Genomic DNA, 25905 nt, shown 5'->3' on the forward strand with positions numbered 1-25905 from the left:
CCAAACCTGCGCGCGCCCCTAATTGGCCTCTCCCATGACCGATCTCGCGCACATCCGGAATTTCTCGATCATCGCCCACATCGACCACGGCAAGTCGACGCTGGCCGACCGCCTCATCCAGCGGACGGGCGGCCTCACCGACCGCGAGATGTCGGAGCAGGTGCTCGACAACATGGACATCGAGCGCGAGCGCGGCATCACCATCAAGGCGCAGACCGTGCGCCTCGACTACACGGCGAGGAACGGCGAGACATACACGCTGAACCTGATGGACACGCCGGGCCACGTCGACTTCGCCTACGAAGTCTCGCGCAGCCTCGCCGCGTGCGAGGGCGCGCTGCTCGTCGTCGACGCCGCGCAGGGCGTCGAGGCGCAGACGCTGGCGAACGTCTACCAGTCGATCGAGCACGACCACGAGATCGTGCCCGTCATCAACAAGATCGACCTGCCCGCCGCCGACCCCGACAAGGTGAAGGCCGAGATCGAGGACATCATCGGCCTCGACGCCTCCGAGGCGGTGCTCGCCAGTGCCAAGTCCGGCATCGGCATCGACGACGTGCTCGAGGCCGTGGTGCACAAGATCCCGCCGCCCAAGGGCGACCGCAATGCGCCGCTGGAGGCCATGCTGGTCGACAGCTGGTACGATCCGTACCTCGGCGTCGTCATCCTCGTGCGCGTCGTGAACGGCGTCATCCGCAAGGGGCTGAACATCAAGTTCATGGCGGGCGGCACCGAGCACCTGATCGACCGCGTCGGCTGTATGCGCCCCAAGATCGAGACGCTCGACGAGATCGCGGCGGGCGAGATCGGCTTCATCACCGCGCAGATCAAGGACATTTCCGAGACCCGCGTCGGCGACACCATCACCACGGTGAAGAACCCCGCGAAGGCGCCGCTGCCCGGCTTCAAGGAGGTGCAGCCGGTGGTGTTCTGCGGGCTGTTCCCGGTCGATGCGGCGGATTTCGAGAAGCTGCGCGACAGCATCTCCAAGCTGCGGCTGAACGATGCCTCGTTCAGCTTCGAGATGGAGACCTCCGCCGCACTCGGCTTCGGCTTCCGCTGCGGTTTCCTCGGCCTCCTGCACCTCGAGATCATCCAGGAACGGCTGACGCGCGAGTACGACCTCGACCTCATCACCACGGCGCCCTCGGTCGTCTACCGGATGCACATGACGGACGGGACGATGCAGGAGCTGCATAACCCGGCCGATTATCCGGACGTGGTGAAGATCGACTTCGTCGAGGAGCCGTGGATCGAGGCGGTGATCTACGTGCCCGACGAATATCTCGGCTCGATCCTGAAGCTCTGCCAGGACCGGCGCGGCATCCAGAAGAACCTCACCTACGTGGGCGGCCGCGCGCAGGTGACGTATGAGCTGCCCTTGAACGAGGTGGTGTTCGACTTCTACGACCGGCTGAAGTCGATCAGCCGCGGCTACGCGAGCTTCGACTATCACCAGATCGGCTACCGCGAGGGCGACCTCGTGAAGATGTCGATCCTCGTCAACAACGAGCCCGTCGACGCGCTCTCCATGATCGTGCACCGCGGCGCGGCCGAAGCGCGCGGCCGCCACATGTGCGAGCGGCTGAAGGACCTGATCCCCCGCCACCTGTTCAAGATTCCCATTCAGGCGGCGATCGGCGGCAAGGTGATCGCGCGCGAGACGATCGCGGCGCTGAGGAAGGACGTCACCGCCAAGTGCTACGGCGGCGACATCAGCCGCAAGCGCAAGCTCCTCGACAAGCAGAAGGAAGGCAAGAAGCGCATGCGCGAGTACGGCTCGGTCAGCATCCCGCAGGAGGCCTTCATCGCCGCCTTGAGAATGGGCGACGAGGGGTAGCGGTCCAATTTAGGACGGTTGACAAGTTTTTGTCCGGGACGGAGTATCCTGCCGTCTCTGGAGGGTGCGTCATGCGGAGAGTCCGCCCGTTTCTGCCTGCGCTCGGATTGATTGCGGCGTTTTCGTCCGCCGCCGTCGCGATGCCGAATCAGGCAGCGAACCAGACGCTGACGCCGCAGATCTATCGGCAGCGCTGCCTGTTCTGCCACAAGAGCGCCGCGCCGGAAGGGGTCGCGCCGGAAATCCTCGTCGGCCTGCACCCGCCGCCGGGCGTGAAGCCCGCCGACGTGATGCCCGACATCAAGTGCTGGCGGCGCTGCGAGAAGTGCTGGCCGGAGACGTCCGCCACACGGCGATGAGCGCTCAGCCCAGCAGCAAGGCCCAGAGCACCAGCACCAGCCCGGCGAGCGACACCAGCCACACCAGCGTCCGCACCTTGGGGATGCCCGCCGCATAGAGGGGCAGGTAGATGAGGCGCGCCCAGAGGTAGAGGTGCGCGCCGAGTTCGGTCTTCCAGCCGAGACGGTCGGCCGCGAGCGCGCCGAGCAGCACGGCGGCGAACAGCGGGAAGGTTTCGAAGAAATTCGCCTGCGCCCGCGCCAGCCGCCCGGCGAGCGGCTTCAGGGGCGGCATCTCCGCATCGCGCGCGCCCATGTTCCACTGGGTGCCGTACTGCGCGGTCTTCACGTTCACCGCCCACAGGATATGGACGAGGCCGAGCACCGCGGCGGTGCCCAGCAGATAGAGTTCGATCGGCATGGTCATCCCTCCCCCGTTGGAAGGGACCGACGATCCCTCATTCGGCCCCGCTTCGCAAGCGGGCGGAAAGGCGAGGGGTCAGGCGGCGGCCTGGCTGCGCGCGGCGAGGTCGACCTCGGCCTTGATGCTCTCGGCGAGCAGGAAGGCGAGCTCGAGGCTCTGCCCGGCGTTGAGGCGCGGGTCGCAGTGCGTGTGATAGCGGTCGGCGAGCGCCTCGTCGGTGATCGCCATCGCGCCGCCGGTGCACTCGGTGACGTTCTGGCCGGTCATCTCGGCGTGGATGCCGCCCGCGTGCGTGCCCTCGGCGCGGTGCACCGCGAAGAAGCCGCGCACCTCGGCGAGGATGCGGTCGAACGGGCGCGTCTTGTAGCCGCTGCCCGACTTGATCGTGTTGCCGTGCATCGGGTCGCACGACCAGATGACATGGCGCCCCTCGCGCTTCACGGCGCGGACGAGCGGCGGCAGGCCCGCCTCCACCTTGTCGTGCCCGAAGCGGCTGATGAGCGTGATGCGGCCCGGCACGTTCTCCGGATTGAGCGCGTCGATCAGGCGGATGAGCGTGTCCGGCTGGAGGCTCGGGCCGGCCTTCAGGCCGAGCGGGTTGCCGACGCCGCGCAGGAACTCGATGTGCGCCGAGCCTTCGAAGCGCGTGCGGTCGCCCACCCAGAGCATGTGCGCGCTGGTGTCGTACCAGCGGCCGGTGAGCGAATCCTGCCGCGTCATCGCCTGCTCGTAGCCGAGCAGCAGCGCCTCGTGGCTGGTGTAGAAGTCCGTGCCCTTCAGCTGCGGAACGGTTTCCGGGCTGATGCCGCACGCTTCCATGAAGGCGAGCGCCTCGCCGATGCGGTCGGCGACGTCCTTGTACTTCTCGGCCCACGGCGAGCGGCCGACGAAATCGAGGTTCCACTTGTGGACCTGATGCAGGTTCGCGAAGCCGCCCTGCGCGAACGCGCGCAGCAGGTTGAGCGTCGCGGCGGACTGCATGTAGGCGCGCAGCATACGCTGCGGGTTCGGCGCGCGCGCCGCGCTCTCGAAGTTGATGTCGTTGACGATGTCGCCGCGGTAGCTCGGCAGCGAGACGCCGTTCAGCTCTTCCATGTCCGCCGAGCGGGGCTTGGCGAACTGGCCGGCGAGGCGGCCCACCTTCACCACCGGCATCCGGCTCGCGAAGGTCAGCACCACCGCCATCTGGAGGAGCACGCGGAACGTGTCGCGGATGTGGTTCGGGTGGAACTCGGCGAAGCTCTCCGCGCAGTCGCCGCCCTGGAGCAGGAAAGCCTTGCCCGCCGCGACGTCGGCAAGCTGCGCTTCGAGCGCGCGCGCCTCGCCCGCGAAGACGAGCGGCGGATAGCTCGAAAGCTCGCCTTCCACGGCCGCAAGCGCTGCCGTGTCCGCATAGGCGGGTAGCTGCCGCGCTTCGAAATTGCGCCAGCTGGCCGGGGTCCAGGATCGCTCGGACGTCTTCATCGCGCGCCTTTTGGCGTGTCGCTTCAAGGAGCGCAAGCAATGCTTTCTTGGGGATCGGGAGCCCCCGGCGCGCCATTTGCCGCAGGCTTTTTGCGGGACTGGTTAACGCTCTTGTAACAATTCGTCGCAAAAGATCAGGCTAAGACAATGAATGCACTTGATATTAATCATTGATGCGTACATTGTTCACATGTTCCGGGGGACGGGGGTACTCGTGTCATGCTGAAACAGTCGCCGGTTTATGAGCGCAAGGCGCCCAACAGTTACCATCACGGCAATCTCCAGACGGCGCTGCTGAACGCCGGCCTGGAGCTTCTCGAGCGCCGCGGCTGCGCGGATCTCGCCCTGCGCGAGGTCGCCCGCGAGGTGGGGGTGAGCCCCGCTGCGGTGTATCGCCACTACGCCTCGAAGGAGGCGCTGCTGACCGCGATGGCCATCGAGGGCTTCCAGCGGCTGACCGCCGTGCAGGTCGAGCCGATCACGAACAGCGTGGTGACGCCGGTGCGCTTTGCCGACATGGGCCGCGCCTATGTCCGCTTCGCGGTCCGTAACCCGGCGCTGTTCCGCCTGATGTTCAGCGACCAGATCGATTCCAGCCGCGATGCCGCGCTGATGTTCGCGATCGAACCGCTCACCGGCAATATCGAGGACGCCGTCGCCCGCCTCGCGGGTCCGCGCTTCTCGTCCGCAATGCGGCGCAAGGCGGCGCTGCGCGCATGGTCGCTGGTGCACGGCCTGTCGATGCTGCTCATCGACGGCCAGCTCCGCATCGCGCACAGCGAGGTGGACCGCATGATCGAGGCGGTCGTCGACCCCAACCACGCGCTCGCGATCTAACGCATCAATACGAGTTCTTCCGCCATCGTCGGGTGGATGGCGACGGTCTCGTCGAGCTGGGCCTTGGTGAGTCCGGCTTTCACCGCGATGGCGAGCGGCTGCATGATCTCGGCGGCTTCCGGCCCGATGATGTGCGCCCCGAGGATGCGCCCCGACGCTTCGTCGACGACGAGCTTGTAGAGCGACCGCTCGCTCCGGTTCGCCAGCACGTTCTTCATCGGCCGGAAGTCGGACGCATAGACGCGCACCGAGCCGTAGGTGTTGCGCGCCTGCGCCTCGGTGAGGCCGACGGCGGCGATCGGCGGATGGCTGAACACGGCGGACGGGATGCAGCCGTGATCGACGCGCCACGGCTTGCCGCCGAACACGGTGTCGGCGAAGGCGTGGCCTTCGCGGATCGCGACCGGGGTCAACTGCACGCGGTCGGTCACGTCGCCGACGGCGTAGATGTTCCCGATATTGGTGCGGCTGTCGGCATCGACCTTGATCGCGCCGTTTTCCGCGAGGTCGACGCCGATCGCCTCGAGGCCCAGCCCCGCGCTGTTGGGCGGGCGGCCGATCGCGTAGACGAGCAGGTCCACCTCGATCGGGTCGTCCTTCCCGGCATGGATGAGGAGGCTGCCGTCCGCCTGCTTCTCCACCTTGCGGAACGGCGCGTTGAAGCGGAAGTCGATGCCCTTCGCGGTGCTGATCGCCTGCAGGCGCTCGGCGAGCTGCTGGTCGTATTCGCGCAGCAGGCGGTCGCCGCGCAGCAGGAGCGTCACCTTCACGCCGAACGCATTGAAGATGCCCGCGAATTCGTTGGCGATGTAGCCGCCGCCGGCGATCGCCACGCGCTTCGGCAGCGTTTCCAGATGGAACACCTCGTTCGAGGTGATGCCGTGTTCGGCGCCTTCGCAGTCCGGGATGCCGGGGTGCGCGCCGGTCGCGATCAGGACCTTGTCGGCGGTGACGGTCCTGTCGCCGATCCGCATCGTGTGCGCGTCCTCCAGCACGGCGCGGCCGTGGAGGATCGTCACCTTCTGGCTTTCGAGCGTCGAGATATAGGCCTTGTTGAGCCGGTCCACCTCCGAGAGCACGTTGTCCCGCAGCGTCGCCCAGTCGAAGCGCTTGCCCTCCACCGCCCAGCCGAAGTGGCGTGCGTCTTCAAGGTCTTCGGCGAAGTGCGCGCCGTAGACGAGCAGCTTCTTCGGCACGCAGCCGCGAATCACGCACGTTCCGCCGACGCGGTACTCCTCGGCAATGGCGACGCGCGCGCCGTAGCCTGCGGAAATCCGCGCCGCGCGCACGCCGCCGGAACCGGCGCCGATGACGAAGAGGTCATAGTCGTATGCGTTCATATTTGCGGTCGGGCCCTTTGTGGCGGTAGATTACGGCTGTGTAGCGGTTGCCGGACACATCCGGCAACGCGGGGAAGGTAGGGTGAGATGACAACGGTCGCAACGGCGCCCCAGGACATACCTGCCCGGCGCAAGGTCCTGCTGGTGGAAGACTCTCCGCTCGTCGCCATGTCGCTCGAAACGCTGTTCGAGGACATGGAGTGGGAGATGGAGGGACCGGCGGTCCGGCTCGACGAGGCGCTTGCGCTTGCCGAGGCCACGGACGCCGACATCGCGCTCCTCGATGTGAACCTCGACGGCGAGATGAGCTGGGCGGTCGCCGACCGGCTGAAGGCGCGCGGCATCCCGTTCGTGTTCGCGACGGGCTACGACGGCGACTCCGTGCTGCCGGAGGCGCACGGCGGTGCGCCGTTCGTGAGCAAGCCGTTCCAGATCGCCGAGCTGGAGCAGTTGCTCCGCGTCATGGTGGGCGACGAGGCCTAGAACAGCCGTCCGCCGTCCGGCACCTTTTGCGCCGGGGCGAGCAGGACGACCTCGCCGGTCTCGTCCGGGAACCCGAGCGTCAGCACTTCGGAGACGAACTTGCCGATCTGGCGCGGCGGGAAGTTGACGACCGCCGCGACCTGCCGCCCGACGAGGCTTTCCGGCGTGTAGTGCGCGGTGATCTGCGCCGACGATCTCTTGCGGCCGATCACCGGGCCGAAGTCGATCACCAGCTTGATCGAGGGCTTGCGCGCCTCGGGATAGGGCGCGGCTTCCGTTATGGTGCCGACGCGGATGTCGACGGCGAGGAACTGGTCGAAGCCGATGGTCTCGGCGATCGGTGCGGCGGGATCGTGGTTCAGGTGCATGACGGAAACTCAGAGAAAGCGGTGCATGACGAGCGCGTCGACCTCGCCTTCCGACGGGTGATCGAAGGCGCGGGGCAGGCGCCCGACGATGGAAAAGCCCATGCGCTGCCAAAGTGCAACCGCGCGCGTGTTGGTGCCGACCACGAAGTTGAACTGCATGGCGCGGAAACCGGCCTGACGCGCGGCCTCCAGCGAGTGTTCGCACATGCGCGCGGCGATGCCCCGGCCGGTGGCGCCGGCGGCGGTCATGTAGCCGCAGTTCGCGACATGCGCGCCGCCGCCCTGCTGGTTCGCGCGGAGGTAACAGGTGCCGAGCACCGTGCCCTCATCCTCGCAGACGAAGACGCTGTGCGCGGGCGAGAACCAGTAGGCGAGCGCCTGATCACGGCTCCAGTCCCGCGGTACGACATAGGTTTCCCCGGCGGCGAACACGGGGCCGATGATGGACCAGACGGCATCGTGGTCGTCGCTCCGCGCCGGGCGGATGACGAGGTCGGTCATCTCACTCGACCGTCACGGACTTCGCGAGGTTGCGGGGCTGGTCGACGTCCGTGCCCTTCGCCACGGCGACGTGGTAGGCGAGGAGCTGCACCGGCACGGCGTAGACGAGCGGCTGGATGAGCGGGTGGCAATCCGGCATCTCGATCGTGGCGATCGCGCCGTCTCCGGCCTTGGCGATGCCCGCCGCGTCGGAAATGAGCACGATGCGGCCGCCGCGCGCGGCGACTTCCTGCATGTTGCTGACGGTCTTTTCGAAGAGCGGCCCCGAGGGCGCGATGACGATGACGGGAACGCTGTCGTCGATGAGCGCGATGGGGCCGTGCTTCATCTCGCCTGCCGCATAGCCTTCGGCGTGAATGTAGCTGATCTCCTTCAGCTTGAGCGCGCCTTCGAGGGCCATCGGATAGTCCGGGCCGCGCCCGAGATAGAGCACGTCGCGCGCCGCCGCCACGAGCGGGGCCATCTTCTCGATCTCCTCGTCGTGCGCGAGCGCGGCGTTCAGCGCTGCCGGAGCCTCGGCGAGATGCTGGACGATGCCGCGTTCCTCCTCGGCGGTCATCTTGCCCTTGGCGCGCGCGAGGTTCGCCGCGAAGGCGGCGAGCACGGCGAGCTGGCAGGTGAACGCCTTCGTCGAGGCGACGCCGATCTCGGGGCCTGCGTTCGTCGGCAGCAGCAGGTCCGCCTCGCGCGCCATCGAGCTGGTCGGCACGTTGACGACGACGGCAATCTTCTGCCCCTCGGCGCGGCAGTGGCGGAGCGCGGCGAGCGTGTCCGCCGTCTCGCCCGACTGGCTGATGAAGAGCGCGAGCCCGCCCGGTTCCAGCACCGGCTCGCGGTATCGGAACTCGGAGGCGACGTCGATGTCCACGGGGACGCGCGCGAACTTCTCGAACCAGTACTTGGCGACGAGGCCCGCGTAGTAGCTGGTGCCGCAGGCGACGATGGTGACGCGGCGAACCTCGGCGAGATCGAACTCGGGGATGGGCAGCGCCACCTTGCCGTCGAGCGGCTTCAGGTAGGCTTGCAGCGTCTGCGCCACGACCACCGGCTGCTCGAAAATCTCCTTCTGCATGAAGTGGCGGTGGTTGCCCTTGTCGATCATCGCGCCGGAGACGCCGGACAGCGTGACCTCGCGCGTCACCGGCCGGTTGTCGCGGTCGAAGATCTCGATCCTCTCGCGGCTGAGCACGGCCCAGTCGCCCTCTTCGAGATAGGCGATCTTCTGCGTCATCGGCGCGAGCGCAAGCGCATCCGACCCGAGGTAGTTCTCGCCCTCGCCGAGCCCGACGACGAGCGGCGCGCCGAGACGGGCACCGACGAGCAAATTGTCATGGCCCTTGAACATCATGGCGAGCGCGAAGGCGCCGTGGAGGCGCGGCAGCACGGCCTTCACCGCCTCGATCGGGGCCTTGCCCTGTTCAAGCTCGCGCGCGACGAGGTGGGCGACGACCTCCGTGTCGGTCTGGCTGGCGAAGCTGCGGCCCTCGGCGGAAAGCTCGTCGCGCAGCTCCTTGAAGTTCTCGATGATGCCGTTGTGGACGAGCGTCACGTCGCCGACGATGTGCGGGTGGGCGTTGTCCTCGGTGGGCGCGCCGTGCGTCGCCCAGCGCGTGTGCGCGATGCCGGTGTGGCCGGGCAGGGGATCGAGCGCGAGTTTCTTCGCGAGGTTGTCGAGCTTGCCCTCGGCGCGGCGGCGCTGGAAGTGGCCGTCGACGATCGTGCAGACGCCCGCGGAGTCATAGCCGCGATACTCGAGCCGCCGGAGGCCCGCGACGAGTTGGTCGGTGACGTCGCTTTTGCCGAGAATGCCGATGATGCCGCACATTTACTTCGCCGCTTTCTTCTTGGCCGTCATCGCCTCGCGGAACCGCGCGGCCCAGCCGGGTTTGCTGTCCTGAACGCCGCGCGCCACTGCGAGCGCGTCGGCTTCCACGTCCTTCGTCATCACCGAGCCCGCGCCGACGATGGCGCCGTCGCCGATCTTCACCGGGGCGACGAGCGCGCTGTTGGAGCCGATGAAGGCCCCCGCGCCGATCTCCGTCCTGTACTTGAAGAAGCCGTCGTAGTTGCAGGTGATCGTGCCTGCGCCGATGTTGGCCTTCGCGCCGACGCTGGCGTCGCCGATGTAAGAGAGGTGATTGGCCTTCGCGCCTTCGGCGAACACGGCCTTCTTGGTTTCGACGAAGTTTCCGATCTTGACGTGGGCGGCGAGAGTCGTGCCGGGGCGGAGGCGGGCGTAGGGGCCGATTTCCGCCTTTTCGCCGATGTTTGCACCTTCGATGTGGGAGAAGGCGTGGATGCGCGTGCCCGCGCCCACGGAAACGCCGGGGCCGAACACGACATTGGGCGCGATGCTCACGTCCGCCGCGATTCTCGTGTCGAAGGCGAAGAACACGCTGCCGGGATCGGTGAGCGTGACGCCTTCCTTCATGAAGTGGCTGCGGCGCTCGTTCTGGAAACGGGCCTCGGCGACGGCGAGCTCGGCGCGGCTGTTGATGCCCATCACCTCGGCCTCGGCGGTCTCGACGACGCGCGAGGCGCGCCCGTCCGCCTTCGCCAGCATGACGATGTCGGGGAGGTAGTACTCGCCCGCCGCATTGTCGTTGCCGACGCGCTCGAGCAGCGGCCAGAGATCGGCGGAGCGGACCGCGAGCAGGCCGGAGTTGCAGAGGTCGATGGCGCGCTCGGCGGGCGAGGCGTCCTTGAACTCGACCATCTTGCGGATGAGGCCGTCGTCGGCGTCGATGCGGCCGTAGGCGCCGGGATCGGCGGCGCGGAAACCGAGCACGACGGCGGCGGGCGCATCCGCGCCGTTCAGCTTCGAAAGCATCAGCCGCATGGTGGCGCTCTCGATGAACGGCACGTCGCCGTAAAGGACGAGGATGTCGCCCTCGAAATCGGCGAGCGCGGCCTTCGCCTGAAGCACGGCGTGCGCGGTGCCGAGCTGCGGCTCCTGCGCCGCGACGACGGCTCCGGTGCCCGCGACGGCGGTTTCCACCTGCTCGCGGCGCGCGCCCACGACGACGACGGTGCGCGCGGGCGCGATCGCGTCCACGCTCGCCATCAGGTGCAGCAGCATCGGCCGCCCGCCGATCGGGTGCAGCACCTTGTGCGTTTCGGACTTCATCCGCGTGCCCATTCCGGCGGCGAGGATGATGGCGGCGACGGGCCGGGGGCTCATGAAACTCTCACAGACTCAATCAATTCCTTGGGCAATTCCTGCGGCCGCTGTGCCATATCGGGATTGCCATTTCCATAACGCCGGGCAAAAGGCTTGCATGAATCCGACAGCCCCCTCCATCGTTTTCGACCTCGACGGCACGCTCGTCGATACCGCGCCGGACCTCGCGGCGGCGATGAACCACGTCCTGGCGCATTTCGGACGCCCGGCGGTGGACCCCGAGGCCGTGCGCCACATGGTCGGCCACGGCGCGCGCCGCACCATCGAGCGCGGCCTCGCGCTCACCGGCGGCGGCGACGAGGCAATGCTCGACGCGGGTGTGCCGGTGTTCCTCGAATTCTACGGCGCCAACGTCTGCGTCGGGTCGCGCCCGTGGGAGGGGGTCGAGGCCTCGCTGTCCGCCCTCGCGGACGCGGGCGGCCGCCTCGCCATCTGCACCAACAAGCCCGAACGCCTCGCCGTCGACCTCATCGACGCGCTCGGCTGGGGCGATCTGTTCGGCGCCATCCTCGGCGGCGACAGCCTGCCGGTCAGGAAGCCGGACCCCGCGCACGTGCTCGAAACGCTGGCGCGGATGGGCGGCGATCCGGCGCGCGCCGCGTTCGTGGGGGATTCGCGGCCCGACGTGGAGGCGGCGCGCGCGGCGGGCCTGCCCGTGGTGCTCACCAGCTTCGGCTACAGCGACGTGCCGGCCGATACGCTCGGCGCCGACGCGATGATCGACCATTTCGACGCGCTGGTGCCGACGCTCAGACGGGTTGCACCCGCTCTTTTCGCCTGAGCGCCTTGCGCGCGAGGTGCCGCGCCAGCATCAGCGGCGGCATCCGCAGCCAGTGCCCGCGGATGTAGAGCAGCCGGTCGCTCAGCTTCGCGCCCTGATGCCCGAAACGATCGCGGCCGTGGAGCTTGCGGAGCGCGAGCCGGTCGACGAGGTCCATGCGGCCGACGAGCGCCTCCGGCACCGCCGTCCCGTAAAGCCGCTGCGCGAGCCGCAGCGCGCGCGACAGCGGCACGCGGAGCTGGTGCCGGTCGGCGGCCGCGGCGAGCCGGTCCCAGAACCCCTGTGTCCGCGCGAAATCCGTCGCGAGGCCGTGAATGTCCCACAGGTTGCGCGCGCCGCCCTCGAACTCGCCGTCGTAGGCGACGTGCGCGGCGCTGTGCAGCAGCATCGTCTCGGGGCCAAGCACGAACAGGCCGTTTCCGGCGGGCACGCGGCTTTCGATGAGCGCGTCCGCGTCCGGCTTCAGCCGCGCCGTGAGCGGCAGGATGGTGTGATGCACGTCGATGACGCCGCCGCGCTCCTTGTGCACCATCGGCGGCAGCTCGTGCATCCACGCGCGGTAATAATGATCGTCGTAGGCATTTTCCTTCGCCGGCACCCAGCCGTGCGCGAGCAGCGCGGCCTCGACGGCGGGGAGCGCGGGGCGCGGCACGAGGATGTCGAGATCGCCGATGCGGCGGCCCTCGGCGACGGCAAGCCCGGCGTGCAGGTAGGCGGACCCCTTCATCAGGATGACCGGGCAGCCGACGTTTTCGAGCGCCAGCGCGGCGCGGTCGATTTCCCAGCGGGCGGCGAGATGGTCGGCGCGGATCAGTTCGCGCTCCTCGGCAAGGCACGCCCGCGCGCCCTCGGGCAGCGCGTCCCACAGCGGCGCTGCGCGCGCGGCGACCGTGCCCAGCAGGCGCTCGGCGCGGCCGACGCGGATGAGGGCGTTCCATTCGTCCGCCGACAGCGCCCGCATCGAAGCGGGGTCCGCGAGCGCGCGGTGGAGGATCGCCGCGGGGGTCACGTCGTCACCTTGCGCCACAGCGTCTCGAACAGGTCCAGCGCGTCGTCGCTCGACCCGTAGACGATGTCGAAGGCGGGCGCGTGCGCGAGGCAGCGCCAGACCGCCTCGAATCCCGCCTCGCCCAGCAGCGCCTGATTGGTCGAGGAGGCGGCGAGGCGCACATAGGTCTCGGTGCGCGTCATCGGCCGCCACGCGGGGGCGGCGCCCTCTTCGAAGTGCGGGGCGACGACGAGCGCGATCTCGGCGGGCGTCCGCATCGCGTCGATCGCGGCGGCGGGCGGCAGCAGGTGCCGGATCGTGCCCTTCACCGTGCCTTCGAGCACCGGCCCGAAGCGGTCGGCGGGCGCACGCGCCTCCATCGCCGCGATCGAGGCGTTCTTGAGCGAGATCGGGCGGGGGAAGGGGTGCAGCAACGGCGCGTGGAGATCGAGCAGGGCGAACTCGTCGCCGAGATGCCGCCAGCCCTCGCGCCAGGCGAGCAGCGCCGACAGCGTGCTCTTGCCCGCGCCCGAATCGCCGATCAGCAGCGCGGCCTTGCCGCCGTTCGCGGACGAGGCGGCGTGCACCACGACATGACGGCGATAGCCGACCGCCATCTGGAGGTTCATGCCCATCTCGATGCCGAGCATCCCGAGCCGCCTCGGCAGGGGCAGCGTGTCGAACAGCTCGAAATCGCATTGCAGGCGCAGGTTCGGCTGTATCCAGCGCCTGAGCGGGCTCGTCGGCACGGCGCTGACGGCGTAGTCGTAGATGCCGTCCGGCGTTTCGCGCGGGTAGTCGCGGTAGAGGTCGTTCACCGCCTCCATGACGCTCGCGAACGGTGTGCGGAGATGGAAGGAGGCCGGGCCGATGCAAAGGGTGCGCGCCGGCCAGCGGTCAGCTTTCATGGAATCCTGTCGATCGCAATCCTGTCGACGAGGTCCATCGCGGCCATTTCCTCCAGCCGCGCTTCGACGACGGCGGCCACGTCGTCGCCGCTCCCGTCCAGATCATGTGCCGCCGCAAGATGTTCGCAGACCTCCCCGATGCCGAGCGTCCGCTCGTGTAGCAGGTCGAGGATGGCGACGACAGCCGGGGAGACGACATGGGTCGTTCCCGACGGGCGATGGTAGACGAGCGTCAGGTCATCGACCGGCCGCACGACGTAGGCGTCGCGGGGCGCGGCCCGGTAGGCGGTGATCCGTGCTCTCCGTCAGCCGATTCGCATCTTGATCGAGGCAAGGCAGGTGAAGCCCGGCTGGCCGCTCTTCAGATCGCGGATGTAGCTCATGTGCGCGTCGAATGCTTCATACGAGTCGGCATTGTCGAACGACATCGGGCTGCGCCCGGACGAATCGAGCGTAAGCTCGCTGCTGTCGTAATAGCCCTTGTGCGGCGGCCGGTAGCATTTCTTGCCGTCGTCGTGGCCTCCGCCGCCGTAGCCGTCGCCTTTCTTGCCGCCGCCCTTGCCGCCGCGCGACATGAGGCTCGCGTCGTCCGCTTCCGCGGAGGCCATCGCGAACATGTCGTCGTCCGACGCCAGCTCGTATTCGCTGCCGCCCATGAACGAGCGGCCGTCCTTCTTGCAGATCGGCCGCTCGATCGGGATCTGGCACGTCCCGGACGTGACCGCTCCGCCGCCGCCACCGCCGCCGTGATGACCGCCACCCGCCCACGCGGGACGCAGCGTGACGACCGCGGGCGCCGCCACCGCGCCGAGCCGCAGGAGCGCGCGGCGCGAGGCCTTGCCGCCGGCCAGCTCCATCTCGTCGGTTTTGCGTTCGTCTGTCATAAGTTTGTCCCGAAATCCGTCAAATACACGCTGGATACGCACTATACGCCGTCTTGCCCTCATGGGAAGCAAGGACCATACCATCGCTGCGTTTCTAATGGGTTGCAAAGTAAACGGCGGAAAAAAAGGCGAAAGTTGTAAAGCGTGCCGACACCTGCGGGCGATGCCCTCGACGCTGAAGGCGCCGGACGGAACCGGTGGATCGCGGTCGCCTCGGCGGTCGTGCTCGCGGCGGCGTCGGGCTATGCCTTCGCGTGGCACGAGATGCTCGGCGCGGCGGTGCTCGGGCTGCTCGCAGCGGCGGCGGCCGTGCTCGCCGCGCGCGCGCCGCGAAGGCTTTCCCGCCCCGCCGACGAGGGGATTGCGCGCCCCGCCGACACGCAGCCCTCGGTCACGCTCGACTCGCTCGAGAATGCGGCCGTGCTCGTCGACCGCAACTTCGGCATCCTCGCCATGAACGCCGAGGCGGTGGACGCCTTCGGCGCCCACGCGCTCGGCGAGGACATCCGCATCGCCATCCGGCATCCCGCGGTGATCGAGACGGTGACGACCGCGATGCGCCAGAACCGCGATTCGGTGCGCGAGATCGAGGGGATCGGGCGGCATTCCACGGTGTTCCGGCTGCGCGCCGGGCCTGCCGGGGACGCGCGGCTGCTGCTGTCGTTCGCGGACGTCTCGCCCGCGCGGCTCGCCGAGCGGATGCGGGCGGACTTCGTGGCGAACGCCAGCCACGAGCTGAGGACGCCGCTCGCGACGCTCGTCGGCTTCATCGAGACCTTGCAGGGGCCAGCCGCGAACGACCCGGCGGCGCGGGCGCGATTCCTCGACGTGATGGCGAACGAGGCCGCGCGCATGACGCGCCTCGTCGACGACCTGATGTCGCTGTCGCGCATCGAGCTCGACAAGAACATCCGCCCGCGCGAGATCATCGACCTCGCGCCGCTGTTCGAGAACGTCGCGACCACGACCGCGGTGGCGCTGGAGGCGGACAAGCGCCAGCTCGTGCTCGACATCGCGCCCGACCTGCCGCCGGTGATCGCCGACAAGGATCAGGTGCTCCAGGTGCTCCACAACCTGATGACCAACGCCATCAAGTACGGCCGCCCGGGCACGCCGATCACGGTTTCCGCCGAGCGGGCGAAGGCCTTGCAGGGGGAGGTGGTGCAGATCTCCATCGCCGACGTCGGCGACGGCATCGCCGCCGAGCACATCCCGCGCCTCACCGAGCGATTCTACCGCATCGACACGGGCCGCTCGCGCCGCCTCGGCGGCACCGGCCTCGGCCTCGCCATCGTCAAGCACATCGTCGAGCGGCATCGCGGAACGCTGGAAATCAGCAGCGAGCAGGGGGTCGGCACCACCGTCGGCTTCACTTTGCCCGCATCGGTGTCACAAATCTGAAAACATGACACCACACAAGCGCCCGGAACGTGGAACCGGGCAGATCAATCCGCCGCAAGGATGCGGCAGTGGGCGTATCAACGGGAAAGGATGAAGGCGTGCGTGCCGAAGCGTCGGCAGGATGCGCCGTTCGATCATGTCAGCAGCTGCCCTGATCCTTGCCCTGCTCGGCCTCGCCGTCGCGGCGTTTCTCGCCGCCCGCGCGCGCGCCGCCGCCTTCGCGGGCGGTCGGTCGTTCGCGAACGCCGCGGACCGCATCGCCTCCGTGCATTCGCGCCCCGCCCATCACGGCTGGTACGTCGCGCTCTGGGCGCTGGTGCCCGCGCTGATCCTCGTGCTGGCGTGGTCGGTCGTCGGGGAGAACATCGTCGCGGACCGGACGATCGCGTCGCTGCCGGTCGAAAGCCGGCCGGAGACGACGCTCGACCGGCAGGCGTTCCTCGCCGAGGTGCGCGGCGTCGTCTCGGGCCAGCTTGCCGGGGCGTTCAACCCGGCCGCCGACGCGGCGGTGCCGGTCTACCGCGCGATCAAGACGCAGTGGTCGCTGGTGATCGCGGGGATCGCGGCGCTGCTCGCGCTTTCCGGCGGCGGCTTCGCGTGGCTGCGCGTGCGCCCGAAGTTCCGGGCGCGGCCGCGCGTCGAGCGCTTCGTGATGGTGCTGCTGATCCTGTCGTCGCTGGTGGCGATCCTCACCACGTTCGGCATCGTGCTCTCGCTCATCTACGAAAGCGTCGAGTTCTTCCGGCGCGTGTCGCCGATCGAGTTCCTGTTCGGCACCAACTGGAGCCCGCAGACGGCGATCCGCGCCGATCAGGTCGGCTCGTCGGGCGCGTTCGGCGCGGTGCCGCTGTTCTGGGGCACGATCTTCATCGGCGCGATCATCGCCATGATTGTGGCGATCCCGCTCGGGCTCATGTCGGCGATCTACCTGACGCAGTACGCGAAGCCGCAGGCGCGCAAGGTCATGAAGCCGATGCTGGAGGTGCTCGCGGGCGTGCCGACGGTCGTCTACGGCTATTTCGCGGCGCTCACCGTGGCGCCCGCGGTGCGCGACTTCGCGCTCTCCATCGGCATCTCGAACGCCAGCTCGGAAAGCGCGCTCGCGGCGGGCGTGGTGATGGGCATCATGATCATCCCGTTCGTCTCCTCGATGGCGGACGATTCGATCACCGCCGTCCCCGCCGCGATGCGCGACGGCAGCCTCGCGATGGGCGCGACGACCTCCGAGACGATCAAGCGCGTGCTGATTCCGGCGGCGCTTCCCGGCATCGTCGGCGGCGTGCTGCTCGCCGTCAGCCGCGCGATCGGCGAGACGATGATCGTGGTGATGGCGGCGGGCCTCGCCGCCAACCTCACGGCCAACCCGTTCCAGTCGGTGACGACCGTCACCGCGCAGATCGTGCAGCTGCTCACCGGCGACCAGGAATTCGATTCGGCGAAGACGCTCTCCGCCTTCGCGCTCGGCCTCGTGCTGTTCGCGGTGACGCTGTGCCTCAACATCTACGCGCTCGCGGTCGTGAAGCGCTACCGGGAAGCGTATGAATAGCCCGCGCATACAGACCGACTGGGCGTCCCCCGTGATGCAGGCGCGCGTGCGCCGCCGCTACGTGAAGGAACGCCGCTTCCGCTTCATGGGCTTCGCCGCGCTGGCGCTGGCAGGGGCGTTCCTGCTGTTCCTGCTGGGGACGATCTTCCTGAACGGCTACACCGGCTTCCTGCGGACCGAGGTGAAGCTCGCGGTCGACTACGATCCGTTCACGCTCGGCATCGACCGCAGCGCCCTCGACGGACCGGGCGGCGAGAACGCGCTCAACACCGCGAATTTCCAGGGCGCGATGAACGCGGCCGCCTCGGCGCGCGCGCAGCCCCTCGGCATCGCCGCCAGGGACATCGTGAGCGACGGCGCGTGGCTCGCGCTGCGCGAGGCGGTGCGCGGCGACCCCGACCTCATCGGCAAGCGTGTCGACGTGTGGGTGCCCACGTCCGGCGATTTCGATCTGCTCGGCAAGGGCCTCATCGACCGCGACGCGGCCGAGGCGAACCGGCCGGTGTCGGACGCGGAGATCGCGGCGTTCGACCGGCTGAAATCCGAAGGCGCGGTGCGCACCACGCTCAACACCACCTTCCTCAGCATGGCGGATTCGACGAGCCCCGAGCTCGCGGGCATCTGGGGCGCGGCGAAGGGCTCGCTGCTGACGCTCCTCGTCACGCTGCTGCTCTGCTTCCCGATCGGCGTGATGACGGCGATCTACCTCGAGGAATACGCGCCGAAGAACCGCTTCACCGACATCATCGAGGTCAGCATCAACAACCTCGCGGCGGTGCCGTCGATCATCTTCGGCCTGCTCGGCCTCGCGGTGTTCCTCAACGTCTTCGGGATGCCGCGCTCGGCGCCCGTCGTCGGCGGGCTCACGCTCGCGCTGATGACGCTGCCGGTGATCGTGATCGCCGGGCGCATCGCCATCAAGTCGGTGCCGCCGTCGATCCGCGACGCCGCGCTCGGCGTCGGCGCCTCGCCCATCCAGGTGGTGTTCCACCACGTGCTGCCGCTGGCGCTGCCCGGCATCCTCACCGGCACGATCATCGGCATGGCGCGCGCGCTCGGCGAGACGGCGCCGCTGCTGATGATCGGTATGCGCGCCTTCGTCACCGACGTGCCGGGCGGCTTCACGACCCCTGCGACCGTGCTCCCCGTGCAGATCTTCCTCTGGTCCGACGAGGTCGCGCGCGGCTTCGTCGAGAAGACCTCCGCCGCGATCATCGTGCTTCTGGTTTTCCTGATGCTGATGAACGGCCTCGCGATCTACCTCCGCAACAAGTTCGAGAAACGCTGGTGAACGATATGATGGCGACCATGACGGCGAGTGCGGAGACGGCGGTGTCCGCGCCCAAGATGACGGCGCGCGACGTCAAGGTCTTCTACGGCGGGAAGCAGGCGCTGAACGGCGTGTCGATCGACGTGCACACCGATCTCGTCACCGCGTTCATCGGCCCGTCGGGCTGCGGCAAGTCCACCTTCCTGCGCTGCCTCAACCGCATGAACGACACCATCGAGGCCGCCCGCATCGAGGGGCGCATCGAGCTTGAAGGGCACGACATCTACGCGCCCGACATGGACGTGGTGCAGCTTCGCGCCCGCGTCGGCATGGTGTTCCAGAAGCCGAACCCGTTCCCGAAATCGATCTACGAGAATGTCGCCTACGGGCCGCGCATCCACGGCCTTGCCGCGGGCAAGGCGGAACTCGACGCCATCGTCGAGCGGAGCCTCGGGCGCGCCGGGCTCTGGGCGGAGGTGAAGGATCGCCTGCAGGAGAGCGGCACGGCGCTGTCCGGCGGCCAGCAGCAGCGCCTGTGCATCGCGCGCGCCATCGCCGTCGATCCCGAGGTGATCCTGATGGACGAGCCGTGCTCGGCGCTCGACCCCATCGCCACCGCGAAGATCGAGGAGCTGATCGACGAACTGCGCGGCCGCTACGCCATCGTCATCGTCACGCACAACATGCAGCAGGCGGCGCGCGTGAGCCAGCGCACCGCCTTCTTCCACCTTGGCACGCTCGTCGAATACGGCGACACCGCGGAAATCTTCACCAATCCGCGCGAGCAGCGTACCAAGGACTATATCACCGGCCGCTTCGGCTAGGAGGCAGGAACGCCATGAACACCACGCCCACCGCGCACACGGTCAAGTCCTTCGACGAGGACCTGCGGCAGCTGCGCCTGCTCATCGGCGAGATGGGCGGACTCGCCAAGGACCAGGTGGACCGTTCGGTCGCCGCCATCGTCGCGCGCGACGCCGACGCCGCGCAGGCGGTCGTGGAGGCCGACGCGCGCATCGACAGGATCGAGGCGGAGGTCGAGCAGCTCGCCATTTCCACGATCGCGCGCCGTGCGCCGCTCGCGGACGATCTTCGCGAGGTGATCGCCGCGCTCAAGATCTCCGCGGTGATCGAGCGCATCGGCGACTACGCCAAGAACAATGCCAAGCGCGTGAACTCGATCGCGCAGGATTCGCCGATCCGCCCGATGGTGATCGTGCCCGAGATGGCGCGCATCGTCTCGCAGATGGTGGACGACGCGCTCGACGCCTACGCGCGCCGCGACCCGGACCTCGCGCGCGACGTGTGGAAGCGCGACAACCATGTCGACGAATACTACAACAGCCTGTTCCGGGCGCTGCTGACGTTCATGATGGAAAACCCCCATCACATCACGCCCTCCACGCACATGCTGTTCATCGCCAAGAACCTCGAGCGCATCGGCGACCACGCCACCAACATCGCCGAGGTCGTCTATTATTCCGCCACGGGCGAGCATCTGACCGAACGGCAGAAGGCCGACGAGACCGTCTACACGGTGAGCGAGGACGTCGAAGGCGAACAGGAGCGGTAGCGACATGAAGCCGAAGATTCTGGTGGTCGAGGACGACGCGAACCTCGTCGAGCTGATCCGGTACAATCTGGAGCAGGAGGACTTCGCGGTCGTCAGCACCGAGGACGGCGAGGAGGCGCTGGTGCTCGCCGACGAGGAGAAGCCCGATCTCGTCCTCCTCGACTGGATGATCGTCAACCTCTCCGGCATCGAGGTCTGCCGCCGGATGCGCCGCGAGCCCGCGACGGCGAACCTGCCGATCATCATGCTGACGGCGCGCACCGAGGAGGCGGACCGAATCCGCGGCCTCGAGATCGGCGCCGACGACTACATCACCAAGCCGTTCTCCCCGCGCGAGCTCGTCGCGCGCATCCGCGCCGTGCTGCGCCGCCTGCGCCCGGCGCTCGCGGGCGGCAACCTCGAATACGCGGGCATCTTCATGGACACGACCGCGCACAAGGTGACGCGCGAAGGCCAGCCCGTGGCGCTCGGCCCCACGGAGTTCCGCCTGCTGAGGCACTTCCTCGAACATCCGGGCCGCGTCTTCTCGCGCGAGCAGCTTCTCGATTCGGTCTGGGGCCGCGACGTCTACGTGGAGCAGCGCACCGTGGACGTGCACATCCGCCGCCTCAGGAAGGCTATCAACCTCGACGGGCTGCCGGACGTGATCCGCACGGTGCGCTCGGCGGGCTATTCGCTCGATACGGACGGCCGCCGGGAAGCTGTCGCATAAGACGGGTTTTCGCGGGTCCGGCGCTTCGCTAGGCAATCCCCCGATTTCGTCTTCGGGGAGCAAGCCATGACCATTGATTTCAAGGACCGCGTCGCCATCGTCACCGGAGCGGGCGGCGGTCTCGGCCGCGAATACGCGCTGGAACTGGCGGCGCGCGGCGCGAAGGTCGTCGTCAACGATTTCGGCGGCGCGCGCGACGGCAGCGGCGGGTCGGCGACGGCAGCGGAGCAGGTTGTCGCGGAGATCGAGGGCAAGGGCGGCACGGCGGTTCCCAACCCGGCGAGCGTCACCGATTTTCCCGCTGTCGAGGCGATGGTGGCGGACACGCTCTCGCGCTGGGGACGGGTCGACGTCCTCATCAACAACGCGGGCGTGCTGCGCGACAAGAGCTTCGCGAAGATGACGCTCGACGACTTCCGTTTCGTGCTCGACGTGCACCTGATGGGCTCGGTGAACTGCACCAAGGCGGTGTGGGACGCGATGCGCGAGGCGGGCTACGGCCGCATCCTGATGACCTCGTCGTCGACCGGCCTCTACGGCAATTTCGGGCAGGCGAACTACGGCGCCGCCAAGCTCGGCCTCGTCGGCCTGATGAAGACGCTCGCCATCGAGGGCGCGAAGTCGAACATCCACGTCAATTCGATCTTTCCCGTGGCGGGCACGCGCATGACCGAGGACATCATGCCCGATGAGATGCTGAAGCTGCTGGCGCCGAAGAACGTGGTTCCGGCCGCGCTCTACCTCGTCAGCAACGCGGCGCCGACGAGCACGATCCTCGGCGCCGGGGCAGGCGGCTTCCACGCCGCGCACGTGACGCTGACGCACGGCATCATGGTGCCGGAGGCGGAGCGCACGGTGGAAACCGTGGCGGCAAGGATCGCCGAGATCACCGACCGGACGGGCGAGACGGTGCCGACGAACGGCGCCGAGCAGGGCGGGCTGGTGATGTCGCGGCTGGGCGAGCTGAAGGGGTAGGGCGCGGGACGCACGGCGTCCTTGTCCGGCTAAACCTCCACCAGCTTCAGCAGCTTGCGCTCCAGCGGCGCGAGCAGGGGCGGCAGCGCGTGGCTGCGGCGCAGCACCGCGCCCGCCTCGCCGAGCAGGATGTACTGGCCCTGCCGCGCGCGCAGCTCCGGGCGCTTCACCACGCGGATCTCGGGGCGTTCCGACGCGCGGCGGAAGGCGGAGAAGACGGCCTCGTCGCGGTTCATGTCCACCGCGTAGTCGCGCCACAGCCCGGCGGCGACCATGCGGCCGTAGAGGCCCATGATGTGGTTCAGCTCGTGGCGGTCGAAGGCAACCTGGGCGGGAGCGGGGGCACGCCCCCCGAAGAGAGGCGTGATGTTGTTCATGCCTTGCGGGCGGTCGCCCCCGGCTTGGCAGCGGGCTTGAGGTCGGCGGGGGTCAGCTCCGCCAGCCGCTTGCGCAGCGTCTCCACCTCGCAGCGCAGGATTTCGAGCTGCTGCGTCTGCGGATCGAACTTCTCGCTGCACGGCGTGCCGTAGGGCACGAAGTCCTGCGTTTCCTTCTTCACCTCGACGAGCGTCGAGCGCGCCGGGATGCCGACCATCGTCGCACCCTCCTGCACGTCCTTGGTGACGACGGCGTTCGCGCCGATGCGCGCGCCCGCGCCGACCGTGATCGGGCCGAGGATGGCGGCGCCGAGGCTGACGATGACGCCGTCGCCGATCGTCGGGTGCCGCTTGCCGCCGACGCCGTTCGTCGGGTTCGTGCCGCCCAGCGTCGAGCCCTGGTACATGGTCACGTCGTCGCCGATCTCCGCGGTCTCGCCGATCACGACGAAGCCGTGGTCGATGAACAGCCGCTTGCCGATCTTCGCGCCGGGGTGGATGTCGATCGCCGTCAGCGCGCGCGAAAGGTGGTTCACGAAGCGGGCAAGGAAGAACATCTCGCCGCGGTAAAGCCAGTGCGCCACGCGGTGCAGGCCGAGCGCGAGCACGCCCGGGTAAAGCAGCACTTCCCAGCGCGAACGCGGCGAGGGGTCGCGCGCCTTCACCGAATCGAGATAGGCGATGAGACTGTCGAACATGCTGGCGGACGCTTCCCCGGTTCCTTCCTGATCGCCGGAATCTAGGCGCTTCGGGCGCCGATTACCAGCCCCGGCGCAAGGGCGGGCTTGCCGGTGCGAAAGAAAAAGTCGTTTGCCGCAAGGCCTCCGTGTGCCATCTGCCGGGCACGGGCCGCCATACACGAGGATCACATCTTTCATGCCAACGGACGTTCTTGCGGACCTCTTGCCCTATATCGCGGTAGGTTTCGCGGCCCAGCTCGTCGACGGCGCGCTCGGCATGGCGTTCGGCGTGATTTCCTCCACCCTGCTCGTCAGCCTCGGCGTTCCGCCCGCGGCGGCCTCGGCGGGCGTGCACACCGTGGAGACGTTCACCACGGCGGTTTCGGGCATCAGCCACGCCATCCACCGCAACGTCGACTGGAAGCTGTTCGCGCGGCTCGTCATCCCCGGCGTGATCGGCGGCGTCATCGGCGCCTACCTGCTGACGCAGGTCTCGGCCGAGGCCGCACGCCCGATCGTGCTCGCCTATCTTTCGTGCATCGGCGTCCTGCTCATCTGGCGGAGCTGGCGCTATCCGCCCAAGATCAAGAACCCGCGCATCGTCGAGCCGCTGGGCCTCGCGGGCGGGTTTCTCGATGCGGCGGGCGGCGGCGGCTGGGGGCCGGTCGTCACCTCGAACCTGCTGATCCAGGGCGGATCGCCGCGCAAGACGATCGGCACGGTGAACACCGCCGAATTCTTTCTCACCCTGACGGTTTCGATCACCTTCCTGCTCAGCCTCGGTGTCGCGTTCTTCACGAAAGCGATGTTCGGGCTGCTTATCGGCGGGGTCATCGCCGCGCCGTTCGGCGCGTGGCTCGCGAAAAGGATTGCGCCGCGGCCCCTGCTGATGATCGTGGGCGTCGTGCTTACGCTCACCAGCGGCTTCGGTATCTGGCGCGCCTTCTTTTAGTTCCCTTCGATCCTTGAAACGAATGCGGCCCGCCGGGAGGGGGGAGAACCGGCGGGCCGCGGGGGGCTTCGATGGCTTGTCTATATCCGTTCGGCACATTATAGAGCCAATGGATAATTCTGGTCAGACTGATCGAAAACGCCGATGACTTTTTTGCCCACGCTCAAGCAGCTCCAGTATCTGGCGGCGCTTCACGAGCACCAGCACTTCGGCCGCGCCGCCGACGCCTGCTTCGTCACCCAGTCGACGCTGTCCTCGGGCATCCGCGAGCTCGAGACGCTGCTCGACGCCGCGCTCGTCGAGCGGACGCGCCGCGTCGTGCGCTTCACGCCGCTCGGCGAGAAGATCGCGCGCAAGGCGATCCTCGTGCTGCGCGAGGCCGAGGACCTCGCCGCGCTGGCGCAGGCCGAGGCGCGGCCGCTGACGGGCGAGATCCGCATGGGCGTGATCCCCACGATCGCGCCGTTCTTCCTGCCCAAGGCGCTGCCGCGCCTGCGCGCGTCCTACCCCGACCTCAAGCTCTACCTGCGCGAGGAGACGAGCGCCTCGGTGTGCGACGCGCTGGGGCGGGGACAAGTGGACTGCGTGCTGCTGGCGCTGCCGTTTCCCTGCGGCGACGTGGCGAGCGTGAAGCTGTTCCGCGACTATTTCCACATCGCCGCGCACAAGGAGGACATCCACGGCGCGGGCACGGTGATCCATCCCGAGGACATCGACACCGACCGGCTGCTGCTGCTGGAGGACGGGCACTGCCTGAAGGAGCACGCGCTCGCCGCCTGCGGCCGCCCGGAATACCGGGCCGAGACCTCGGTGGTCGGCACCTCGCTGCACACGCTCGTCCAGATGGTCGACAACCGCCTCGGCACCACGCTCGTGCCCGACATGGCGCTGAAGGCGGGCATCCTCAACGGCACGGATGTCGAGACGCGGCCGATCGACGGCGAGAAGCCGTTCCGCGAGGTCGCGCTCGTCTGGCGCAAGTCGAGCCCGCGTGAGGAGGAGTTCCGCCTGCTCGCTCAGGCCCTCATCGACGCCGCCAGCGTCTGACGCAGCGCGGGGCCGGGGATCGGCGGCGCGCCGGCTTCCGCGGCGCGCACCAGCTCGACCAGCTTCGCGTTGACCGGCGCCTTGCGGCCGTGCCGCGCGGCGAGCCGCACGACGGCGCCGTTCAGGTGATCGACCTCGGTGCGCCGTCCGCGCGCGAGGTCGTCCGCCATCGAGGAGCGGGCGTGCCGGTCCACCGTGGTCTTCTGCCGTGCGGCGATGCGCCGGTAGAGGAAATTCGGCAGCGACAGCAGGAACGGCATCCGCTCGACGGGCAGCGGCAGCACGCTCGCCGGGCGGATGCCCGCCGCCTTCACGAGGCCGAGCCCCTCCTGCATCGAAAGCGCCCACGCGCGCCGGTAGTCGCGATCGGCGAACTCCTGCGCCAGCGTCTTTCCCGAAAGCGCGTTGATCGCGTTGTTGAGGTTCACGAGCAGCTTGCCCCACAGCACGCCCGCCATGTCGGCGCTGCGCACGGGCGGAAGGCCGCCCGCCGCGAGCACCTCGGCGAGCCTGTCCAGCGCCGGGTCGGCGTCGATCTGCACGGGGCTCCCCATCGCCTGATGGAAATGCCCGGGACCGCGCCCGGCGACGCTGAACGGCACCATGCCCGCGAAGACGCGGGCCTCCGGCAGCGCGGCGGCGATGGCGGCCATGTTGTCCGCGCCGTTCTGGAACGAAAGCACGGGCGTTCCCGCGCCGAGGAACGGCGCGAGCGCCCGGGCCGCGTCCGCTGTCGCGTCGCTTTTCACCGTCACGAGCACGACGTCCGCCCCTGCCGCGGCTTCGGGAGTCTCCGCCAGCGCGAGGTCCGAAGCCGGGACGAACGCGTCGCGCCCGCCCGCGTCGGAGATACGGAGGCCATGCGCGCGGATGGCGTCCATGTAGGTCGGGCGGCCGATCAGCGCCACCCGCGCGCCGCCCGCGGCAAGCGCGCCGCCGATGTAGCAGCCGATGAGCCCGGCGCCCATCACCGCGACGGCGAGCCTATCTTTGTCGTGCATTGTCCCGATGCTTCATGCGGTTATTCTGACGGGC

28 protein-coding genes are annotated in these 25905 nt (G+C 68.6%); 14 read left to right on the forward strand and 14 right to left on the reverse strand.

Going from position 1 to position 25905, the window contains the following annotated elements; genetic code table 11:
* Positions 1-34 precede the first annotated feature (34 nt).
* Both lepA and PE061_RS12640 read left to right on the forward strand, forming a co-directional pair.
* Positions 35-1840, forward strand: coding sequence for a translation elongation factor 4 (gene lepA, locus PE061_RS12635; protein WP_271255634.1), 1806 nt, complete (start codon positions 35-37; stop codon positions 1838-1840).
* 71 nt (positions 1841-1911) lie between these two features.
* Positions 1912-2199: a hypothetical protein gene (locus PE061_RS12640; RefSeq protein WP_271255635.1), complete on the forward strand. Its 288-nt coding sequence runs from the start codon at positions 1912-1914 to the stop codon at positions 2197-2199.
* A 4-nt stretch (positions 2200-2203) separates the two neighbouring features.
* Here PE061_RS12640 and PE061_RS12645 read toward each other — a convergent pair whose 3' ends face one another.
* Both PE061_RS12645 and PE061_RS12650 read right to left on the reverse strand, forming a co-directional pair.
* The gene (locus tag PE061_RS12645) at positions 2204-2599 is read right to left on the reverse strand and encodes an MAPEG family protein (RefSeq protein WP_271255636.1); all 396 of its coding nucleotides are present in this window, start codon (positions 2597-2599) and stop codon (positions 2204-2206) included.
* A gap of 78 nt (positions 2600-2677) precedes the next feature.
* Entirely contained in the window at positions 2678-4066 is a 1389-nt protein-coding gene (locus tag PE061_RS12650) for a class II 3-deoxy-7-phosphoheptulonate synthase (protein ID WP_271255637.1), read from the reverse strand.
* Between the two features lie 219 nt (positions 4067-4285).
* Between PE061_RS12650 and PE061_RS12655 the strand changes: the two genes are divergently transcribed.
* Positions 4286-4903, forward strand: a complete 618-nt coding sequence (locus PE061_RS12655; protein WP_271255638.1) for a TetR/AcrR family transcriptional regulator — start codon at positions 4286-4288, stop codon at positions 4901-4903.
* On the opposite strand, the gene gorA is transcribed toward PE061_RS12655, so the two are convergent.
* Entirely contained in the window at positions 4900-6243 is a 1344-nt protein-coding gene (gorA, locus tag PE061_RS12660; RefSeq protein WP_271255639.1) for a glutathione-disulfide reductase, read from the reverse strand. The genes PE061_RS12655 and gorA overlap by 4 nt on opposite strands.
* An 87-nt stretch (positions 6244-6330) precedes the next feature.
* Between gorA and PE061_RS12665 the strand changes: the two genes are divergently transcribed.
* On the forward strand, positions 6331-6726 hold the full coding sequence (locus tag PE061_RS12665) for a response regulator (protein ID WP_271255640.1): 396 nt from the start codon (positions 6331-6333) through the stop codon (positions 6724-6726).
* Here the strand turns inward: PE061_RS12665 and PE061_RS12670 are convergent.
* From PE061_RS12670 to glmU, 4 genes are read right to left on the reverse strand one after another with little or no spacing between them, the layout of a single operon-like run.
* Positions 6723-7094 (reverse strand): tRNA-binding protein, encoded by a 372-nt coding sequence (locus tag PE061_RS12670; RefSeq protein ID WP_271255641.1) that lies wholly within the window; start codon positions 7092-7094, stop codon positions 6723-6725. The genes PE061_RS12665 and PE061_RS12670 overlap by 4 nt on opposite strands.
* Positions 7095-7103: 9 nt before the next feature.
* Entirely contained in the window at positions 7104-7595 is a 492-nt protein-coding gene (locus tag PE061_RS12675) for a GNAT family N-acetyltransferase (RefSeq protein WP_271255642.1), read from the reverse strand.
* Position 7596: 1 nt separating this feature from the next.
* Positions 7597-9420, reverse strand: coding sequence for a glutamine--fructose-6-phosphate transaminase (isomerizing) (gene glmS, locus PE061_RS12680; RefSeq protein ID WP_271255643.1), 1824 nt, complete (start codon positions 9418-9420; stop codon positions 7597-7599).
* Complete coding sequence (gene glmU / locus PE061_RS12685) at positions 9421-10776, reverse strand: bifunctional UDP-N-acetylglucosamine diphosphorylase/glucosamine-1-phosphate N-acetyltransferase GlmU (protein ID WP_271255644.1); 1356 nt, start codon at positions 10774-10776, stop codon at positions 9421-9423.
* A 97-nt stretch (positions 10777-10873) separates the two neighbouring features.
* On the opposite strand from glmU, the gene gph reads away from it, so the two are divergent.
* Positions 10874-11557, forward strand: coding sequence for a phosphoglycolate phosphatase (gene gph, locus PE061_RS12690; RefSeq protein WP_271255645.1), 684 nt, complete (start codon positions 10874-10876; stop codon positions 11555-11557).
* On the opposite strand, the gene PE061_RS12695 is transcribed toward gph, so the two are convergent.
* The 4 genes from PE061_RS12695 to PE061_RS12710 are packed head-to-tail and all read right to left on the reverse strand — an operon-like array spanning position 11526 to position 14337.
* Positions 11526-12584 (reverse strand): nucleotidyltransferase family protein, encoded by a 1059-nt coding sequence (locus PE061_RS12695; RefSeq protein ID WP_271255646.1) that lies wholly within the window; start codon positions 12582-12584, stop codon positions 11526-11528. The two genes, gph and PE061_RS12695, sit on opposite strands and share 32 nt — an antisense overlap.
* Positions 12563-13453, reverse strand: coding sequence for an HprK-related kinase A (locus PE061_RS12700; RefSeq protein WP_271255647.1), 891 nt, complete (start codon positions 13451-13453; stop codon positions 12563-12565). Before PE061_RS12700 ends, PE061_RS12695 begins: the two co-directional genes overlap by 22 nt.
* Entirely contained in the window at positions 13450-13707 is a 258-nt protein-coding gene (locus PE061_RS12705; RefSeq protein ID WP_271255648.1) for an HPr-rel-A system PqqD family peptide chaperone, read from the reverse strand. Before PE061_RS12705 ends, PE061_RS12700 begins: the two co-directional genes overlap by 4 nt.
* Before the next feature lie 51 nt (positions 13708-13758).
* Complete coding sequence (locus PE061_RS12710; RefSeq protein WP_271255649.1) at positions 13759-14337, reverse strand: hypothetical protein; 579 nt, start codon at positions 14335-14337, stop codon at positions 13759-13761.
* A 144-nt stretch (positions 14338-14481) separates the two neighbouring features.
* Here PE061_RS12710 and PE061_RS12715 point away from each other — a divergent pair, with 144 nt between their 5' ends.
* The 7 genes from PE061_RS12715 (at position 14482) to PE061_RS12745 (ending at position 21814) form a co-directional block, all read left to right on the forward strand.
* On the forward strand, positions 14482-15738 hold the full coding sequence (locus PE061_RS12715) for a sensor histidine kinase (RefSeq protein WP_271255650.1): 1257 nt from the start codon (positions 14482-14484) through the stop codon (positions 15736-15738).
* Positions 15739-15874: 136 nt separating this feature from the next.
* A complete protein-coding gene (gene pstC, locus PE061_RS12720; protein ID WP_271255651.1) occupies positions 15875-17284 on the forward strand; it encodes a phosphate ABC transporter permease subunit PstC in 1410 nt (469 codons plus the stop codon).
* On the forward strand, positions 17277-18575 hold the full coding sequence (pstA, locus tag PE061_RS12725; protein ID WP_271255652.1) for a phosphate ABC transporter permease PstA: 1299 nt from the start codon (positions 17277-17279) through the stop codon (positions 18573-18575). Before pstC ends, pstA begins: the two co-directional genes overlap by 8 nt.
* Before the next feature lie 5 nt (positions 18576-18580).
* A complete protein-coding gene (gene pstB, locus PE061_RS12730) occupies positions 18581-19378 on the forward strand; it encodes a phosphate ABC transporter ATP-binding protein PstB (RefSeq protein WP_420794399.1) in 798 nt (265 codons plus the stop codon).
* Between the two features lie 14 nt (positions 19379-19392).
* Positions 19393-20127, forward strand: coding sequence for a phosphate signaling complex protein PhoU (gene phoU, locus PE061_RS12735; RefSeq protein ID WP_271255653.1), 735 nt, complete (start codon positions 19393-19395; stop codon positions 20125-20127).
* Between the two features lie 4 nt (positions 20128-20131).
* Positions 20132-20839 (forward strand): phosphate regulon transcriptional regulator PhoB, encoded by a 708-nt coding sequence (phoB, locus tag PE061_RS12740; RefSeq protein WP_271255654.1) that lies wholly within the window; start codon positions 20132-20134, stop codon positions 20837-20839.
* Positions 20840-20905: 66 nt separating this feature from the next.
* Positions 20906-21814, forward strand: coding sequence for an SDR family NAD(P)-dependent oxidoreductase (locus tag PE061_RS12745; protein ID WP_271255655.1), 909 nt, complete (start codon positions 20906-20908; stop codon positions 21812-21814).
* A gap of 29 nt (positions 21815-21843) precedes the next feature.
* On the opposite strand, the gene PE061_RS12750 is transcribed toward PE061_RS12745, so the two are convergent.
* Both PE061_RS12750 and epsC read right to left on the reverse strand, forming a co-directional pair.
* Positions 21844-22191 carry a DUF2794 domain-containing protein gene (locus PE061_RS12750; protein WP_271255656.1) on the reverse strand — a complete coding sequence of 116 codons (348 nt, stop codon included), beginning with the start codon at positions 22189-22191 and terminating at the stop codon, positions 21844-21846.
* Entirely contained in the window at positions 22188-22889 is a 702-nt protein-coding gene (gene epsC / locus PE061_RS12755) for a serine O-acetyltransferase EpsC (protein ID WP_271255657.1), read from the reverse strand. Before epsC ends, PE061_RS12750 begins: the two co-directional genes overlap by 4 nt.
* 178 nt (positions 22890-23067) lie before the next feature.
* Between epsC and PE061_RS12760 the strand changes: the two genes are divergently transcribed.
* Together PE061_RS12760 and PE061_RS12765 are read left to right on the forward strand one after the other, a co-directional pair.
* Positions 23068-23823 carry a sulfite exporter TauE/SafE family protein gene (locus tag PE061_RS12760; protein ID WP_271255658.1) on the forward strand — a complete coding sequence of 252 codons (756 nt, stop codon included), beginning with the start codon at positions 23068-23070 and terminating at the stop codon, positions 23821-23823.
* Positions 23824-23967: 144 nt separating this feature from the next.
* A complete protein-coding gene (locus PE061_RS12765; RefSeq protein ID WP_271255659.1) occupies positions 23968-24870 on the forward strand; it encodes a hydrogen peroxide-inducible genes activator in 903 nt (300 codons plus the stop codon).
* Here the strand turns inward: PE061_RS12765 and PE061_RS12770 are convergent.
* Positions 24840-25871, reverse strand: coding sequence for a 2-dehydropantoate 2-reductase (locus PE061_RS12770; RefSeq protein WP_271255660.1), 1032 nt, complete (start codon positions 25869-25871; stop codon positions 24840-24842). The two genes, PE061_RS12765 and PE061_RS12770, sit on opposite strands and share 31 nt — an antisense overlap.
* Positions 25872-25905: the final 34 nt, after the last annotated feature.

Source organism: Sphingosinicella microcystinivorans (genome assembly GCF_027941835.1).
GTDB lineage: Bacteria > Pseudomonadota > Alphaproteobacteria > Sphingomonadales > Sphingomonadaceae > Sphingosinicella.

Excerpts from the sequence above, each read along its gene's own strand:
- lepA (WP_271255634.1), top strand. The coding sequence starts at position 35 with ATGACCGATCTCGCGCACATCCGGAATTTCTCGATCATCGCCCACATC.
- PE061_RS12640 (WP_271255635.1), top strand. The coding sequence starts at position 1,912 with ATGCGGAGAGTCCGCCCGTTTCTGCCTGCGCTCGGATTGATTGCGGCG.
- PE061_RS12645 (WP_271255636.1), bottom strand. The coding sequence starts at position 2,599 with ATGCCGATCGAACTCTATCTGCTGGGCACCGCCGCGGTGCTCGGCCTC.
- PE061_RS12650 (WP_271255637.1), bottom strand. The coding sequence starts at position 4,066 with ATGAAGACGTCCGAGCGATCCTGGACCCCGGCCAGCTGGCGCAATTTC.
- PE061_RS12655 (WP_271255638.1), top strand. The coding sequence starts at position 4,286 with ATGCTGAAACAGTCGCCGGTTTATGAGCGCAAGGCGCCCAACAGTTAC.
- gorA (WP_271255639.1), bottom strand. The coding sequence starts at position 6,243 with ATGAACGCATACGACTATGACCTCTTCGTCATCGGCGCCGGTTCCGGC.
- PE061_RS12665 (WP_271255640.1), top strand. The coding sequence starts at position 6,331 with ATGACAACGGTCGCAACGGCGCCCCAGGACATACCTGCCCGGCGCAAG.
- PE061_RS12670 (WP_271255641.1), bottom strand. The coding sequence starts at position 7,094 with ATGCACCTGAACCACGATCCCGCCGCACCGATCGCCGAGACCATCGGC.
- PE061_RS12675 (WP_271255642.1), bottom strand. The coding sequence starts at position 7,595 with ATGACCGACCTCGTCATCCGCCCGGCGCGGAGCGACGACCACGATGCC.
- glmS (WP_271255643.1), bottom strand. The coding sequence starts at position 9,420 with ATGTGCGGCATCATCGGCATTCTCGGCAAAAGCGACGTCACCGACCAA.
- glmU (WP_271255644.1), bottom strand. The coding sequence starts at position 10,776 with ATGAGCCCCCGGCCCGTCGCCGCCATCATCCTCGCCGCCGGAATGGGC.
- gph (WP_271255645.1), top strand. The coding sequence starts at position 10,874 with ATGAATCCGACAGCCCCCTCCATCGTTTTCGACCTCGACGGCACGCTC.
- PE061_RS12700 (WP_271255647.1), bottom strand. The coding sequence starts at position 13,453 with ATGAAAGCTGACCGCTGGCCGGCGCGCACCCTTTGCATCGGCCCGGCC.
- PE061_RS12710 (WP_271255649.1), bottom strand. The coding sequence starts at position 14,337 with ATGACAGACGAACGCAAAACCGACGAGATGGAGCTGGCCGGCGGCAAG.
- pstC (WP_271255651.1), top strand. The coding sequence starts at position 15,875 with ATGTCAGCAGCTGCCCTGATCCTTGCCCTGCTCGGCCTCGCCGTCGCG.
- pstA (WP_271255652.1), top strand. The coding sequence starts at position 17,277 with ATGAATAGCCCGCGCATACAGACCGACTGGGCGTCCCCCGTGATGCAG.
- pstB (WP_420794399.1), top strand. The coding sequence starts at position 18,581 with ATGATGGCGACCATGACGGCGAGTGCGGAGACGGCGGTGTCCGCGCCC.
- phoU (WP_271255653.1), top strand. The coding sequence starts at position 19,393 with ATGAACACCACGCCCACCGCGCACACGGTCAAGTCCTTCGACGAGGAC.
- phoB (WP_271255654.1), top strand. The coding sequence starts at position 20,132 with ATGAAGCCGAAGATTCTGGTGGTCGAGGACGACGCGAACCTCGTCGAG.
- PE061_RS12745 (WP_271255655.1), top strand. The coding sequence starts at position 20,906 with ATGACCATTGATTTCAAGGACCGCGTCGCCATCGTCACCGGAGCGGGC.
- PE061_RS12750 (WP_271255656.1), bottom strand. The coding sequence starts at position 22,191 with ATGAACAACATCACGCCTCTCTTCGGGGGGCGTGCCCCCGCTCCCGCC.
- epsC (WP_271255657.1), bottom strand. The coding sequence starts at position 22,889 with ATGTTCGACAGTCTCATCGCCTATCTCGATTCGGTGAAGGCGCGCGAC.
- PE061_RS12760 (WP_271255658.1), top strand. The coding sequence starts at position 23,068 with ATGCCAACGGACGTTCTTGCGGACCTCTTGCCCTATATCGCGGTAGGT.
- PE061_RS12765 (WP_271255659.1), top strand. The coding sequence starts at position 23,968 with ATGACTTTTTTGCCCACGCTCAAGCAGCTCCAGTATCTGGCGGCGCTT.
- PE061_RS12770 (WP_271255660.1), bottom strand. The coding sequence starts at position 25,871 with ATGCACGACAAAGATAGGCTCGCCGTCGCGGTGATGGGCGCCGGGCTC.